The following is a 13616-nucleotide window of genomic DNA, read 5'->3' as shown; positions in this document are numbered from 1 at the left end:
TTCAAATGTGAAAACTCAGTTATTTTTTGTGACGACCTTTTACCACCCGCGAAGCCGAACCAAAGACAAACGCTAGCAATACCAAAAGTGGCAATCCCCACAATAACGAGTTCCGTACAGTGAGCGGAGGGTTGTAAAGAACAAAGTCACCAAACCTTGCGGTCATATAATCAATGACTTGCTGTTCACTTTTGCCTTGATTAATCATCTCAAACACCACCAAACGAAGATCAAGCGCAATCGGTGAGTTGGACTCAACTAAGTTTTGATTTTGACACTGTGGACAACGCAGCGACTTTGCCAATGTTATCGCTTTTTGCTGCAGCTCCGGCGAATCAAACTTAAACAACGCCACCTGTGTTTGGTGCGCACTAGTTGCAGCAACAAATACAGAATCATCTTGCGCCATTGCCAGCGACGAAATAAAACAACAAAAAAACCACCACCAACGCATTAACCTTCCTCCTTGAGAGCAAAGTAATTGGCAAAATGTCGCTGCCATGCGCGTTGATCAAGCGCCCCAGAAAACTTGTACACGATGTTTCCTGCACGATTCACTAAATAGGTTTCTGGCGTACCGATGACCCCAAGATCAATAGCTAGGCGACCGTCTGGGTCATACATCACCACTTTATACGGATTGCCCAGTTGCCCAAGATAATTTAACGCCGCAGAACGACGGTCTCGATAATTGAGGCCGATAATCGGCACACCTTCTTTCGCAATTTGATGTAAGAATCCGTGCTCCGCTCGGCAATAACCGCACCATGATGCCCAGACATTGACGATTTGATAAGGCTCAGAAAATAGTGCCTTTGACGTGAATGCTTGTTGTTCCAAGAGCGTCACAATCTCTCGCTCGGGGAAGTTCGTAACCGTTGATTGGGTTTGCGGACCAATGCGCTGCGAATGAACTCCCCATAACAACACCGCAATAAAAGTACTGAGGAGGGTCACAAAGATGGCTATTTTATGCTTGCTTAATAACACGTAATCGCTCCTCAACTCTTCGCCTAATAGTCAACCTTCCTATGGCTCCGGCAATCATTAAGCATGCCCCTAGCCAAATCCAACCAATATAAGCACGAAACTGTATTTTCATCGCGTAAGCCCCCGAGCTAACCGCAGGCCCCAATGTGACATAAAAATCCCCATTCCAGACACTGTGAATCGCCGGTTCGCTCATATTCATGACTCTAACAGGATAATGTCGACGCTCAGGGAACAGTTGAAAACTTTGCCCACCTCGACGAAACATTAATGCTGCTTGTTGTGCTGTGTAATTGCTCCCAACATACCAATTGGTGTCTTGATACTCTATCTGCCAACCCGACATTTGCACTGAAGTTCCGGGAGACATCTTATGATTAACTTCATAAGAGTGGTGCGCATTCATCATCGCGCCGACACAACCTATAGTGATGCCAACATGAGCAAACAGCATAAAACTGCACCGCTTCAAACGAACGCCCGCAACGCAGTGCCCAACGACAACCCAAGCCCCAAGCGCCCAAAATACAGCAACCTCACTATACATTGAGTCCACTTGATACCAATAGAGCGCCACTCCGGCTGACATCGCAACCACGCACAGCGCAGATATTCTTACCCAAGAGAGTTGAGTTCCACCCTGCCATTTAATAAATGGAACCATCCCCAGCAAGATCAGCATTAACAAGGCTAACGGGACAAAAAGCGTATTAAAATATGGGGCTCCGACAGATATTTGTCCAAATCCCAGTAACTGATAAACCATGGGATAGAATGTACCGAGCAGCACTGTTAATGTCGCCACACTCAGCCCCCCCAACGCGAGTAAAACCAGATAACTGCGGCTCAATAATGAAGAAATCCAACCGCTTTTGATCTTATCACTTCGATGCAGCAGCAATACAAACCCCACTAACAGTGCAATCGCTAAAATAAGTAGCAGCACAATCCCCTTATCAGGGTCAACCGCAAACGCATGCACTGAGGTCAAGATGCCAGATCGAACAATAAAGGTACCTAAAATACTAAGGCAGAAGGTGATAAGCGCTAAGGAAAGCGCCCATAGTTGCATCTGTTTCTCTCGCCTTACCGCAACTAATGCGTGCAAAAGAGCGGTGCCTGTTAACCACGGAAGCAGAGAAGCGTTTTCTACTGGGTCCCAAAACCACCAACCTCCCCAGCCTAGCTCATTGTATGCCCACCATGACCCCAATAAGATACCTAAGGTGAGAAATAGCCAAGCTGAGATAGCCCAAGGCAAGCAAAGTTCAGCCCATTGTTCATTGTAACTGGGGTTCAGTAACGCGGCGAAAGCAAAAGCAAAAACGGTCGAAAAACCGATGTACCCCAAGTAAAGCAACGGTGGGTGCACGATTAATCCAATATCTTGCAGCATCGGATTAAGATCTCGACCTTGCTCGACCATCACTGGGGAAAACTCAAATGGATTAGAACTCAGTAATGTAAACCAACCAAACACTGCGACGAATATGGTCATCACCCACAATACATCTTGAATCAAACGTGAGCGTGCATGACGAGTGCATGAAATCAGAGCTGACCAAGCCGAGAGCGTAAACACCCAAAACAACATCGAGCCTTGGTGTCCGCCCCACACAGCGGCAATTTTGAAATAGTTCGGTAAAGCGAGATTTGAGTGAGTCGCAACATAGTGGTACTGAAACTGATCTTGAATAAACAACAGCATCAGCAGCAATAACGCCAAGGTCGCCAAGAACGCATTGACTCGCGCAATCCAATTAAAGGAGAGAATGGGCTCACCTCGAAAACCGTTCTTCGCGGTGAGATATTTTGTCCACGCATAATGAAGTGAGCTTAGCGTGCTGCTCACCACCAGCCAAATCAGACTAAAATGACCCAACTCTCCTATCATCAACTAAACCACCGTCATCTGACCCGCATACAGAATAAAGGTACGCAGCATTAAGACCCCAACGAGGCTTAGTGAAGTAACAACAAATATATAGCCGCCACGATGACGTGTTTGCTTTGAAGTCACACTGTTTAACACCAATGGTAGTACCATGCCCAACAGCACAACACCAAACCAAAACCAATTGGACCAAAAACCTCCGCCAATCGCATTCCAAGCAGCAACTTCGTTCTGTCCTCCACTAAAAATAAGCCCAGTAAAGAATGTGACCAAAACAAACAGTTCAAACATCACCACCGGACGCTCAATATAGTGTACCCACGAAACGCTAGGACTGCTCGCCGGCTCTTTGAACAAGAGCACCCCGAACATTAAGCAAGCCGCGACACCCGACGAAATACTAGAGAAAAGAAAAAGAATCGGTAATACCGGATTATTGAGCATTGGGTATGTTTTTAATGCAGACAGCAGAAATCCCGTATAAGCCGCTAGAATAATCGCAAGAAAGCCAAGAAATAATTCCAAGCCATTGCTGCCATTCTTTAACTTAACCAGCAGGTTATCAGCCCAATTCAATAGCCCATCCGGTAACTTACCATCGAGCGTATTCATTATTGGTGCACGAAATATCACCCCGATCCAAATAAACAAAACCACCATATAAACTTGGAATAAAATCACCCCCATCGACATAACCGAGGTTGGATTGTAAAAAATCATTATTTTCCAGAAAGATAACGGTTTGGTTAGGTGAAATATTAAAATAGTTAACCCTGATATAATGCCAAAAGGTGCCAACCACGCCATCGCCTTCATAATGCCATTATTCGCCGGATCACCTTCAATTACTCTGCGTTTCAAATACAAAGCAATCATCACGGCACCTGCAGACATCCCTGCAAGAAATAGATACACCGCAATAATCCAATCCCATACTAGGGAGTCAAAATGAAAAGCACTGTCGAATCCGCTCATGATGAAACCTCCCCTTTCTGATGAGGTACCTTGTACAATTTTGGTTGAGTGCCGAGATGCGCCTTATCGCGATACACCACTTTATTGCTGATTACTTGACTGATCTCACTGGTCTTGTCATTTAAGTCACCAAATATCAATGCGTTGGTTGGACATGACTCAACACATGCAGGCAGCTTACCTTGCGCTAAGTTGGTATCTCGACAGAAATTACACTTATCGGCTGAATGATCTTCGGGATTAAAGAAACGCACTTGGTAAGGACAGGCGGCTAAGCAATAACCGCACCCAACACACTTTTCCTTGTGCACATCGATGATGCCGGTCTGCTCATCTTTGTAAGCCGCGCCCGTTGGGCACACGTAGACGCAGGGAGGATTTTCACAGTGTTGGCAAGAGCGGCGCGTAAAGCGATAGCTTACATCAGGAAATTGTCCTTGAGGTTCACTGCGCAAAATCTCAAGACGAGACACACCTTCAGGCACCTTGTTCACCTCTCGGCAAGCATCCGTGCATGCAGTACAACCAATACACGCCGTTTCGTCGTGCACCATACCCAATCGCTTTGCAGTTTGAGGTTCGCTCGCATCCAACTTTCTGCTGTGAAGCAGTGATAGACCGGCGCCACCGGTAGTAAAAATGACGGCACCGCTACCGACAATAAAATTACGTCTGCTACATTTCATGCTACTTCTCCTCCTTCAACTCGGTGATATCGGAGTGGCAGTCAACACAAAGCTTAATGCGTTCTTTGCGCTCTAGCCCCAATACTTTTGCTTGACTGGCATGCACATCATGGCAATTAGAACAGGTAAGATTTTTCGCATGAACATCGTGCGTCCAGCTGTATTCTCTCAATTTGCTCGCTTGATGGCAGTCCATACATTGACTGTTGGCTTTCAAAATGGCGTCAGGTTCTAGTGTTGTTTTTTCACTGCCCTGCTGCGATTGTGCACTGAAGAACTTATTGACTTGCGGCGCACCTTCTCGATGGTCTGGGCCAATATTATTGTGGCAATCGACACAATTGACCTCGCGACCTAGCTCAAGATGCGCTTGTTCACCATGGGAACCTAATAAGGTTTGCTTGGAGTCTTTGTGACATTGAATACATTTGTAGTCTTTGTCACGAAATAGCGTGACTTCATGTCGCATCGACTGAGGTGTTGCCTCAATTGTTGATGACTCGGCAACGGCATGAAGAGAATAACCATAGAGGCATAATGTAAGAAATAACTTTAGCATCATGACTATGGTCAACTTTATATTGGCCATATTATCCTTTCCTCGTCACCATTCTTTCTTTTACTCACGACTTAAGAGCAAAGTTAAAATGGGTAAAAATTAAAATCCTTCAACGCAATTTTTATGCGCCAAATGAAATCAATTCTTATTTTGGATAAGCCACAACGCTTATTTATTAGTTTACTTGATTATGAAAAGAGCAAAACTGAAATGACTCGAAAATAAGATCATTATCACCCTGATAAATACTTAAGTCGCAGCAAGATACTGGAGTCCAAGCTATTTCTATTGGGCAGACCAATTTAACTGCGTAAAGCCGAACAATATTAAATTAAATCGAGCACATAGTTTCCTAATTCCTTAATAATTAATTGAGAATAACTCTTATTATTAACAACCACCAAAAACCTACCCCTTTCGAGGTATAAAAATCTATTTATGACTTAGATCACTTATATAAATTGATCTTAAACAATCAAATCTAGATGGGAAATATTCATTTCATGCCAGTTGATTACACTATTAGCAACTCCAATTCTTAGTTTGGAATATAGCCAGAACACAACGCTGCTAAATAACAACAGAATATGGAGATAGCACTGTGAATAAATTGCATTGGATAAAAAACTCCGCTGCAACAATAGTGATAGTGGCAAGCTCGATAATTAGCGCCACCAGTATTGCTGCGCCTGAAAACAAACAACTGATCGACCCTCGCAATGAGGCTTACGAGCAGCAGCACCCCGATCAATACCACTCTTGGAAAGCAACATCAGAAAGTGAAGCAATTGATGATGCACTTGCTGATGACCCGAACATGGTCATTCTGTGGGCGGGTTATGGTTTTGCCAAGGACTACAATAAAGCACGTGGACACTTTTACGCTTTAGATGATGTGCGCCAAACATTGCGTACTGGAGGCCCGACAGATGAGAACTCCGGCCCAATGCCAATGGCATGCTGGAGCTGTAAAAGCCCGGATGTTGGTCGCGTGATTGATGAACAAGGCGAAGATGGCTACTTTACGGGTAAATGGGCTCGCGGTGGTAATCAAATTGCAAATCCGATTGGGTGTGCCGACTGTCACGATACGCGCAGCGAAGCGTTTAAAAATGGCGAACCGGCCCTCGCCCTTGCCAAGCCTTATGTAGAACGCGCTTTTGCTACGATTAATAAACCTTTCGACCAACAAACTCGCCTCGATCAACAAGCCTCGGTTTGTGGTCAATGCCACGTTGAGTATTACTTCACTGGACCAACCAAAGCCGTCAAATTCCCGTGGGACATGGGAACAACCGTCGAAGATATGGAAAAATACTACGATGCATTAGGCTTTAAAGATTGGACCCATAAAGTGTCAAAAGCGCCAATGTTAAAAGCTCAGCACCCCGGCTACGAAACATGGCGTGACGGTATACATGGTAAGAATAAAGTCGTCTGCGTAGACTGCCACATGCCAAAAGTGACCAAAGAAGATGGCACAGTATATACCGACCACAAAGTGGGTAATCCCTTTGACCGCTTCGAAGACACTTGTGCCAACTGTCACACCCAAAGCAAAGATCAGATGCTAGAAATAGTGAATACACGCAAAGCCCAAGTGCACAACATGAAACTGACCGCTGAGAAGCAAATCGTTGCCGCTCATTTTGAAGCCGGTGCGGCTTGGGATGCGGGAGCGACAGAAGCTGAAATGGCCGATATTCTACAAGATATTCGTCATGCTCAATGGCGTTGGGACTATGCAATTGCATCTCACGGGGTTCATATGCATGCACCAGAAGTGGCTTTAGAAGTTCTAGGCACCGCGGTAGATAGAGCCGCCGATGCGCGCACTAAACTGGTTCGCTTGTTGGCGAAGAAAGGCATTACTGATCCGGTAGAACTGCCCGACATTTCAACCAAAGAAAAAGCGCAACAAGCTCTTGGTATGGATATGGATGCGATGAACGCAGAGAAGAAACACTTCCTCGAAACCGTCGTACCACAATGGGAAGAACAGGCCAAAGCGCGAGAAGCCCAATATTAACAACACAGAAAAAACCGGTGCTTGCACCGGTTTTTCTTAAGGATAGCGCTCGCTACAGCATCTGTTTAGCTTGATTTAAAGCATGGATAACCGATTCACGATCCAACTCAGGATTTGATGATTCAAGCAGTTGCGTCCACACTTCGACCGCCTGCGCATAACGCAAACTGATGTAATGATCACTTGCGATTAAGGTAAGCGCCGTCAAATTATTCGCGTCTTGCGCTAAAGCCGCATCCAGTAGCGTGGTCACTTCATCCGTCATATGTTGCTTATTTAAGTAATACAGCGCCGTCGCTTTGGCTGACAACTGGTTTGCGGTGGGAGTTGGGTTCAATCTCACTGCATAGTCAAAGCACGTCAGCGCCGATTGAAACTCTTGTTGATTCAAATAACCATGCCCAAGTTGAAACCATAACTCAGCTTGATTGGGGTCCGCTTTGAGTTGATTCTGCAACGCCAACATTTGCTGTTGATGGGAAAAAATATCATTGTCCAACACCTCAGGAACAGGCGGCTCTCCTCGAAGCACAAACCACACAGGCACGGCGAGTAAGGCACTAGCAATTATTACTTTTTTCACAAACTCAGTCCCTGACTTAATTGTTTTCCCCTCAACGAATTATACCGTGATAGGATAAGAGTATCTTTGATCCATCAGTCGTTACCAATAATGAAAAACAAAGTTGTACCCTCACAGCAAAGCCAAGAAGAAGCGATGAAAATAGCGAAGGCAACACAAAAGCCTGGTCAAACCAAAGAGCAAACCAAGTTAGTTGCTCAAGGCATCGAAAAAGGCATCGCCCTATATAAGAAACAGCAAAAAGAGAAAGCTCGCCAAGCCGATAAAGCGAAGAAGAAAAATCTTAAAGCCAAACAGGCACAGAACGAGTCCCAACCTACTCACCAAGTAGAACAATCATCGACCAATGACACCCCAGAGCGTGATAGAGCCGCTATACTGCCATGGATGTTGTTAGTTGTTAGCTGGATAGGATTTTATGTTTATGTCACTCAAACTGCGTAGCATTGCCTCGCTACTGCTGCTTACTTTAGCAGGGTGCTCTACGCCCTATACTCAGTTAAATCAAGGTGCTGAAGTGGTACATATTCGCTTAGACAATGGTTTTAACGCGGATGAATGTGAATGGTTGGGCGAAGTAACCGGCTCAGAAGGACATTGGTACTCATACCTGTTCTTCAATAATGATGCGATTGTTCAGGGCGCGGTTAATGATATAAAAAATCGCGCCAAGAAACTTGGCGCGACAACTGTATATATGGTAGCTCCACAGGATTTTACCACCTCATTTACTGTGGTGGGGAATGCGTATAAATGTGGATGAAGACACAGTTAAGCTTTGAAGCCCAAACTCGCAGCAATATCTGACTCGCGCTCACTAACCCACTGGCTATCAAAAGGCCCCCAATCAGAAAGCTGGTAGTAGCCATCATTATGGCGTCTACCATCTTGCACAAAAGCAAGCTCAATACCGATACCAGGAAGCGCTTTAATCACATCTTGGATAGTACGACGAGGCCAACCCGTCTGCTCAATTAATTTAGGAACATTTGGGCGCTCTAAGCTTTCAACTAAAAGAGCTAAGTATAAACGCCGTGCAAACACAGGACTCAGTTCCATTGATACCTCCTATAAACTTCAAGCAACATTATTTCCGTTTATGCAATTAATAACTTGCGTTTGATCAATAACTCGTCGTCATTAGGCGAATTTCGGGTATTTTTTACTCATCAAAATATATGCGTCACATTTTTGTTTCCCTGCGAAGTTCCTGATAGGATTAAAAAATAACAAAAATGTCACTTCAAAAGGTTCAACATGACAATCACTATGTACGGCATCCCGAACTGCGATACGATCAAAAAAGCCAAAAAATGGCTGGAAACTGAAAACGTTAGCTTTGAGTTTCACGATTACCGCAAACAAGGAGTGGATGCTCAGATGGTTTCGACTTTCTGCCAAGCTCTCGGCTGGGAAAATGTGCTCAATAAACGCGGAACGACTTTCCGCCAACTGAGCCAAGAGCAAAAAGAAAGCCTAAATGAACAGACCGCGATAGAATTGCTGGTTGAACACCCAGCGATGATTAAGCGCCCTATCTTATTGGCTGATAATCAGTACCATATTGGATTTAAAGCGGACCAATACGCCGCCATTTTTGCGTAACGAAAAGGATTTCAAGGATGACAGACAGCCCTGTTTTGGCTCTGGCAAAAGATTTTATTAGCCGTCAATCGGTCACACCGGAAGACGCAGGCTGCCAACAAGTGATGATTGATCGCCTTCAAGCTCTCGGTTTTGAAATCGAAGTTATGGTGTTCGAAGACACGACGAACTTATGGGCAAGACGCGGTAATCAAGCCCCGCTGTTTGCCTTTGCCGGCCACACTGACGTTGTGCCTGCGGGTTCTCTTGAGCAATGGCACACCCCACCCTTTGAGCCAACCGTTATTGACGGTTATCTCCACGGTCGCGGTGCAGCCGATATGAAAGGCTCTCTAGCCTGTATGATTGTTGCCGTCGAACGCTTTATTGCCGATCACCCAGATCACCAAGGCTCGCTCGCCTTCCTCATTACTTCCGATGAGGAAGGCCCGTTTATCAATGGTACGACCCGAGTTGTCGATACCTTAATGGCGCGAAATGAAATCATTGATATGTGTATTGTGGGTGAACCATCAAGTACACATGCCGTCGGTGATGTGGTGAAAAATGGCCGTCGCGGTTCGATTACTGGTGACTTGCGGGTCAAAGGCATTCAAGGACATGTTGCTTACCCTCACTTAGCCAACAACCCAGTCCATCAGGCATTACCAGCGTTAGCCGAACTTGCCAGCACCAAATGGGATGATGGCAACGACTATTTCCCACCCACCAGCTTTCAAATTCCCAACGTTGCGGCTGGAACTGGCGCTTCAAATGTTATTCCCGGTGAGTTTGACGTCCAGTTTAACTTCCGTTTTAGTACCGAACTGACTGATGCTGAAATTAAGCGCCGCGTTCATTCAACGCTTGATGCGCACGGCTTGGACTACGATTTAAAATGGACCTTAAGTGGGCAACCCTTCTTAACCGATGCTGGCTGTCTACTTGATGCTGTGGTTAAAGGCGTGTCGGCCGTCAACCATAAAGCGCCGGAGTTACTCACCACTGGCGGTACTTCAGATGGCCGCTTTATCGCGCAGATGGGCGGGCAAGTCGTCGAGCTAGGTCCTGTGAATGCCACCATTCATAAAGTTAATGAGTGTGTAAGCATTGCTGACCTTGAAAAACTGACTGACATGTATCAAAACATTTTGGAGAACGTACTCGCGTGAAAATGACACCTGAGCAACTGAGCGGTATCAGCAGTGACCATTTAGTTAAGTTACTGTTTGGTCAGAAAGTCTTTCTTGTCCATCCAGCGGTAGAACAAGATTTGCTGTCACTTAAAAATGCCGCGGCTCAGGCTGGCTTTAACCTCAACATCGCCAGTGGCTTTCGTGATTTTGAACGACAAAAGCTGATTTGGAACAACAAGATGTCAGGGGTGAGTGCCATTTTAGATAAACACAGCCAACCTCTCGACACAGCTTTGATGTCTTGCGCTGAAAAGATCACTGCCATTTTACGCTGGTCAGCCTTGCCTGGCGCAAGTAGGCACCATTGGGGCAGTGACTTTGACGTCTTTGACCGTAACTCATTGCCTGAAGGGGTTTCACTCCAACTGGAGCCATGGGAATACCTCACTGGGCACCAAGCAAAGTTTTATCAATGGCTTACCGCTAATCTCAACCAGTATGGTTTTTTCTTTCCCTATGCAAAAGACTTAGGTGGTGTTGCCCCCGAGCCTTGGCACATCAGCCATAAAACCACCGCGCAAGCCTGTTTATCTCAACTAACATTGGAGCAGTTGCAATTTCGACTTCGCCTTTCGCCTATTTTGGGTAATCAAGTGGTTCTAGAACAGCTCGAAAACATCTACAATCAATTTATCACCAATATCAGTGGAGATGAATGATGGACTTACTGACCAACCCTTGGGTGATCATTGCAATTGTACTGGCGGTTATTATTGGCAACATTGCTGCACTGAAATACACCGCCAATATAAAGATGACACAAATGAAGAAAAAAGGCCTGTATCCAGAAACAAAGCCTGAGAAGCCAGAAGACTCGGAAGAAACAACCTCATCCAAGTAACAATGAGGCTGCTAATCATTCACTACTTGATGTGATCCCATGAGATGTTTGAAACGATACGGCACTGATCGCATTTAAAATAGAACACGTCATGCAGTGGCTCGTCGAGCAGCCACTCACCGCCACATTTCGGGCATTTTCGCTCTTGCTCGTGAGCGAGGCTTTGTCCGCCAACCCGATACTGATAGTAGTAAGTTGGGATTTTAGTCAGATACTCAATGCGACCACGCAAATCCCAACCACGTCGGAACAATACGCTATCAACATCGCAAATCTCGTGCAGCGCCGCGTGTTCTGCTCGACAACCGCCAGCCATTTGCAGTTCATCACATGCTTGCCATTCCGTTTGCCATTTGACCACTGCTTTGTGATCACCGTTTAAAGTAGGTGGATTACGGTAGAGCGGGATCGGCAGTAAAGTTTCACCACTGCGAAGCGGTGAACAAGTGTGGACATATGTGGTGTACAACACTTGCCAACTCGGCGTTTCTTCCTCTGCCGCTTGCTCAGAGTTTAAATCTCGCCCAAGCAAACGAACTTTTGGCGCGAGTAAACACGCTTCAGCCAACCGATTGAGACACACCTTAACGAAATCAGAATGATGTTTAGGATGTAAACTCTCTTTTTCAGGGCACACAGCGCGAACGTAAAACTCCCCTTCGCCCATCACGATTGGAAACTCGCGCCCCAGCACCTGACCGTTGTAACGCAGTGCATCCATTAAACCATTAATCGCTTTGTCTACCGCGGAAACCGTCGTGTTATCAAAGCATTCAAATTGCAGTTCAACAACGTACATGCTTATACCACGGGCTCAAGTTGACGAAGAAATTCAGCAAGGCTCTCAGCAAGAACGTCGCGCTTGTCGGTGCCAAGACGCTCAAGAACCACATTGCCTGACAGGTTACATATCGAAATCACATCCAGCTCTGCATCTGTAGCGGCAATAAATACGGTCGGTTTTAGTTTCAAACGGCGTTGAGTAACCAAATGCCCAAGAATGTTCTCTTGCAATCGCGTAAAGTCATCATCGTTCCACACTTGGAGTAACGACAACTCATTGCCGTTCCATGTCGCATCCATATCGGCACTATACTGCGCACCATAGAAAGTCTTGATATCTTGATGCAAAACCAGCTCAATGCCATTTTCAACATTGCTAAAATCGGCAAACTGCTCTCGCGAATAAGCCTGCCATTCGACACCCTCTGCACTTTTGCGCTCAACACATGGTGACACTAAATCAGCAAGCTCTTCACTTACGGGTAGATGACCATGCTTATTTTGGTACTGGGAGCGGTATTTTTCACTAAATTCGTGCAGGGCTTGTAAGGCATTATCAGCCATTCGAGTCTCCAGAGTAGTTACGTTAATGACACTGAGTGCGAGATTGCGTAAAATTCCTGATATTCTAATCGAAATCCAACCAAAGTATGAGCAAATATTCCAACGCCAAAGAGTTAGCTGGCTTAACGCTGGGTCAAAAGACCGAGTATGCCAATCAGTATGACCCAACACTCCTGCAGCCAGTTCCACGCAGCCTTAATCGTGATGACCTGAATTTAGGTAGCGAGTTACCCTTCCTTGGTTGTGATATTTGGACCTTATATGAACTGTCTTGGTTGAATGAGAAAGGCCTGCCTCAAGTGGCCGTTGGCGAAGTAAGCATTCCTGCCACCAGCGCAAATCTGATCGAATCGAAATCTTTCAAGCTGTATCTAAACAGTTTCAACCAAACGCGCTTTAGTAGTTGGGAACAAGTCGAGCAAACCTTAGTTCGTGACTTGTCTGCCTGTGCTGGTGAAACCGTGTCTGTTACGGTTCGCTCTGTGGTCGATTACACCGATAGTGTGATTGTCACTATGCAAGGCGAATGTATTGATGAACAAGATATCGAGATCAACAGTTATGATTTTGATGACACACTACTCGCTGACGCCACTGGCACAGAATGGGTCGAAGAGGCACTGCATAGTCACCTACTGAAATCAAACTGTTTGATCACCAACCAGCCGGATTGGGGGAGTGTAGAGATCCAGTATCAAGGTCAAAAAATCGATCGCGAAGCTCTGTTACGCTATATCGTTTCGTTCCGTGAACATAATGAGTTTCACGAGCAATGTGTGGAGCGCATTTTCACCGACATAATGAAATATTGCCAACCACAGAAGTTGACCGTTTACGCACGTTACACTCGCCGCGGTGGTTTGGATATCAATCCATATCGCTCAACAGAGCAACTGCAACCAAATCATAATCAACGTATGGCTCGCCAATAA

Annotated in this window: 18 protein-coding genes; 8 read left to right on the top strand and 10 right to left on the bottom strand. The window is 45.6% G+C overall.

The genetic code is table 11. The features are described 5' to 3' along the window. Positions 1–19: 19 nt before the first annotated feature. Genes nrfF through nrfB form a run of 6 tightly spaced genes read right to left on the bottom strand, consistent with a single transcriptional unit; the run spans position 20 to position 5134 of the window. Entirely contained in the window at positions 20–454 is a 435-nt protein-coding gene (gene nrfF / locus GZK95_RS04020) for a heme lyase NrfEFG subunit NrfF (RefSeq protein WP_075714339.1), read from the bottom strand. Beyond that, complete coding sequence (locus GZK95_RS04015) at positions 454–990, bottom strand: DsbE family thiol:disulfide interchange protein (RefSeq protein ID WP_075714341.1); 537 nt, start codon at positions 988–990, stop codon at positions 454–456. The genes nrfF and GZK95_RS04015 overlap by 1 nt, the downstream gene beginning before the upstream one ends. After that, on the bottom strand, positions 971–2884 hold the full coding sequence (locus GZK95_RS04010; protein WP_075714343.1) for a heme lyase CcmF/NrfE family subunit: 1914 nt from the start codon (positions 2882–2884) through the stop codon (positions 971–973). Before GZK95_RS04010 ends, GZK95_RS04015 begins: the two co-directional genes overlap by 20 nt. 3 nt (positions 2885–2887) lie before the next feature. Beyond that, on the bottom strand, positions 2888–3859 hold the full coding sequence (nrfD, locus tag GZK95_RS04005) for a cytochrome c nitrite reductase subunit NrfD (RefSeq protein ID WP_075714345.1): 972 nt from the start codon (positions 3857–3859) through the stop codon (positions 2888–2890). Continuing rightward, positions 3856–4545, bottom strand: a complete 690-nt coding sequence (nrfC, locus tag GZK95_RS04000) for a cytochrome c nitrite reductase Fe-S protein (protein ID WP_075714347.1) — start codon at positions 4543–4545, stop codon at positions 3856–3858. The genes nrfD and nrfC overlap by 4 nt, the downstream gene beginning before the upstream one ends. A 1-nt stretch (position 4546) precedes the next feature. Then, the gene (gene nrfB / locus GZK95_RS03995) at positions 4547–5134 is read right to left on the bottom strand and encodes a cytochrome c nitrite reductase pentaheme subunit (RefSeq protein ID WP_075714349.1); all 588 of its coding nucleotides are present in this window, start codon (positions 5132–5134) and stop codon (positions 4547–4549) included. A gap of 571 nt (positions 5135–5705) precedes the next feature. On the opposite strand from nrfB, the gene nrfA reads away from it, so the two are divergent. Continuing rightward, positions 5706–7133, top strand: a complete 1428-nt coding sequence (gene nrfA, locus GZK95_RS03990) for an ammonia-forming nitrite reductase cytochrome c552 subunit (RefSeq protein WP_151148867.1) — start codon at positions 5706–5708, stop codon at positions 7131–7133. 52 nt (positions 7134–7185) lie between these two features. Here nrfA and GZK95_RS03985 read toward each other — a convergent pair whose 3' ends face one another. Continuing rightward, a complete protein-coding gene (locus tag GZK95_RS03985; RefSeq protein ID WP_075706743.1) occupies positions 7186–7716 on the bottom strand; it encodes a TPR domain-containing protein in 531 nt (176 codons plus the stop codon). A 90-nt stretch (positions 7717–7806) separates the two neighbouring features. Here GZK95_RS03985 and GZK95_RS03980 point away from each other — a divergent pair, with 90 nt between their 5' ends. Together GZK95_RS03980 and GZK95_RS03975 are read left to right on the top strand one after the other, a co-directional pair. Next, complete coding sequence (locus tag GZK95_RS03980) at positions 7807–8160, top strand: DUF2956 domain-containing protein (protein WP_075706742.1); 354 nt, start codon at positions 7807–7809, stop codon at positions 8158–8160. Continuing rightward, on the top strand, positions 8141–8479 hold the full coding sequence (locus GZK95_RS03975) for a DUF4156 domain-containing protein (RefSeq protein ID WP_139315038.1): 339 nt from the start codon (positions 8141–8143) through the stop codon (positions 8477–8479). The genes GZK95_RS03980 and GZK95_RS03975 overlap by 20 nt, the downstream gene beginning before the upstream one ends. An 8-nt stretch (positions 8480–8487) precedes the next feature. Here GZK95_RS03975 and GZK95_RS03970 read toward each other — a convergent pair whose 3' ends face one another. After that, a complete protein-coding gene (locus GZK95_RS03970) occupies positions 8488–8775 on the bottom strand; it encodes a winged helix-turn-helix domain-containing protein (RefSeq protein ID WP_075706740.1) in 288 nt (95 codons plus the stop codon). Positions 8776–8973: 198 nt separating this feature from the next. On the opposite strand from GZK95_RS03970, the gene GZK95_RS03965 reads away from it, so the two are divergent. The 4 genes from GZK95_RS03965 to GZK95_RS03950 are packed head-to-tail and all read left to right on the top strand — an operon-like array spanning position 8974 to position 11337. Then, complete coding sequence (locus tag GZK95_RS03965) at positions 8974–9321, top strand: ArsC family reductase (protein WP_075706739.1); 348 nt, start codon at positions 8974–8976, stop codon at positions 9319–9321. A 17-nt stretch (positions 9322–9338) separates the two neighbouring features. After that, positions 9339–10472: a succinyl-diaminopimelate desuccinylase gene (gene dapE, locus GZK95_RS03960; RefSeq protein ID WP_075714355.1), complete on the top strand. Its 1134-nt coding sequence runs from the start codon at positions 9339–9341 to the stop codon at positions 10470–10472. 2 nt (positions 10473–10474) lie between these two features. Then, entirely contained in the window at positions 10475–11155 is a 681-nt protein-coding gene (locus tag GZK95_RS03955; RefSeq protein ID WP_075706737.1) for a M15 family metallopeptidase, read from the top strand. Further along, positions 11155–11337, top strand: a complete 183-nt coding sequence (locus GZK95_RS03950; protein ID WP_075714357.1) for a DUF2897 family protein — start codon at positions 11155–11157, stop codon at positions 11335–11337. Before GZK95_RS03955 ends, GZK95_RS03950 begins: the two co-directional genes overlap by 1 nt. Before the next feature lie 22 nt (positions 11338–11359). On the opposite strand, the gene GZK95_RS03945 is transcribed toward GZK95_RS03950, so the two are convergent. Next, positions 11360–12136, bottom strand: coding sequence for a Zn-ribbon-containing protein (locus tag GZK95_RS03945; protein ID WP_075714359.1), 777 nt, complete (start codon positions 12134–12136; stop codon positions 11360–11362). Between the two features lie 2 nt (positions 12137–12138). After that, the gene (gene syd, locus GZK95_RS03940; protein ID WP_075706734.1) at positions 12139–12684 is read right to left on the bottom strand and encodes a SecY-interacting protein; all 546 of its coding nucleotides are present in this window, start codon (positions 12682–12684) and stop codon (positions 12139–12141) included. Positions 12685–12770: 86 nt separating this feature from the next. Between syd and queF the strand changes: the two genes are divergently transcribed. Further along, a complete protein-coding gene (queF, locus tag GZK95_RS03935) occupies positions 12771–13616 on the top strand; it encodes an NADPH-dependent 7-cyano-7-deazaguanine reductase QueF (protein ID WP_075714361.1) in 846 nt (281 codons plus the stop codon).

The organism is Vibrio panuliri (assembly GCF_009938205.1).
Taxonomy (GTDB): domain Bacteria; phylum Pseudomonadota; class Gammaproteobacteria; order Enterobacterales; family Vibrionaceae; genus Vibrio; species Vibrio panuliri.
The sequence above is the reverse complement of the archived record's forward strand: the minus strand, read 5'-3'. Positions and strand labels throughout refer to the sequence as shown.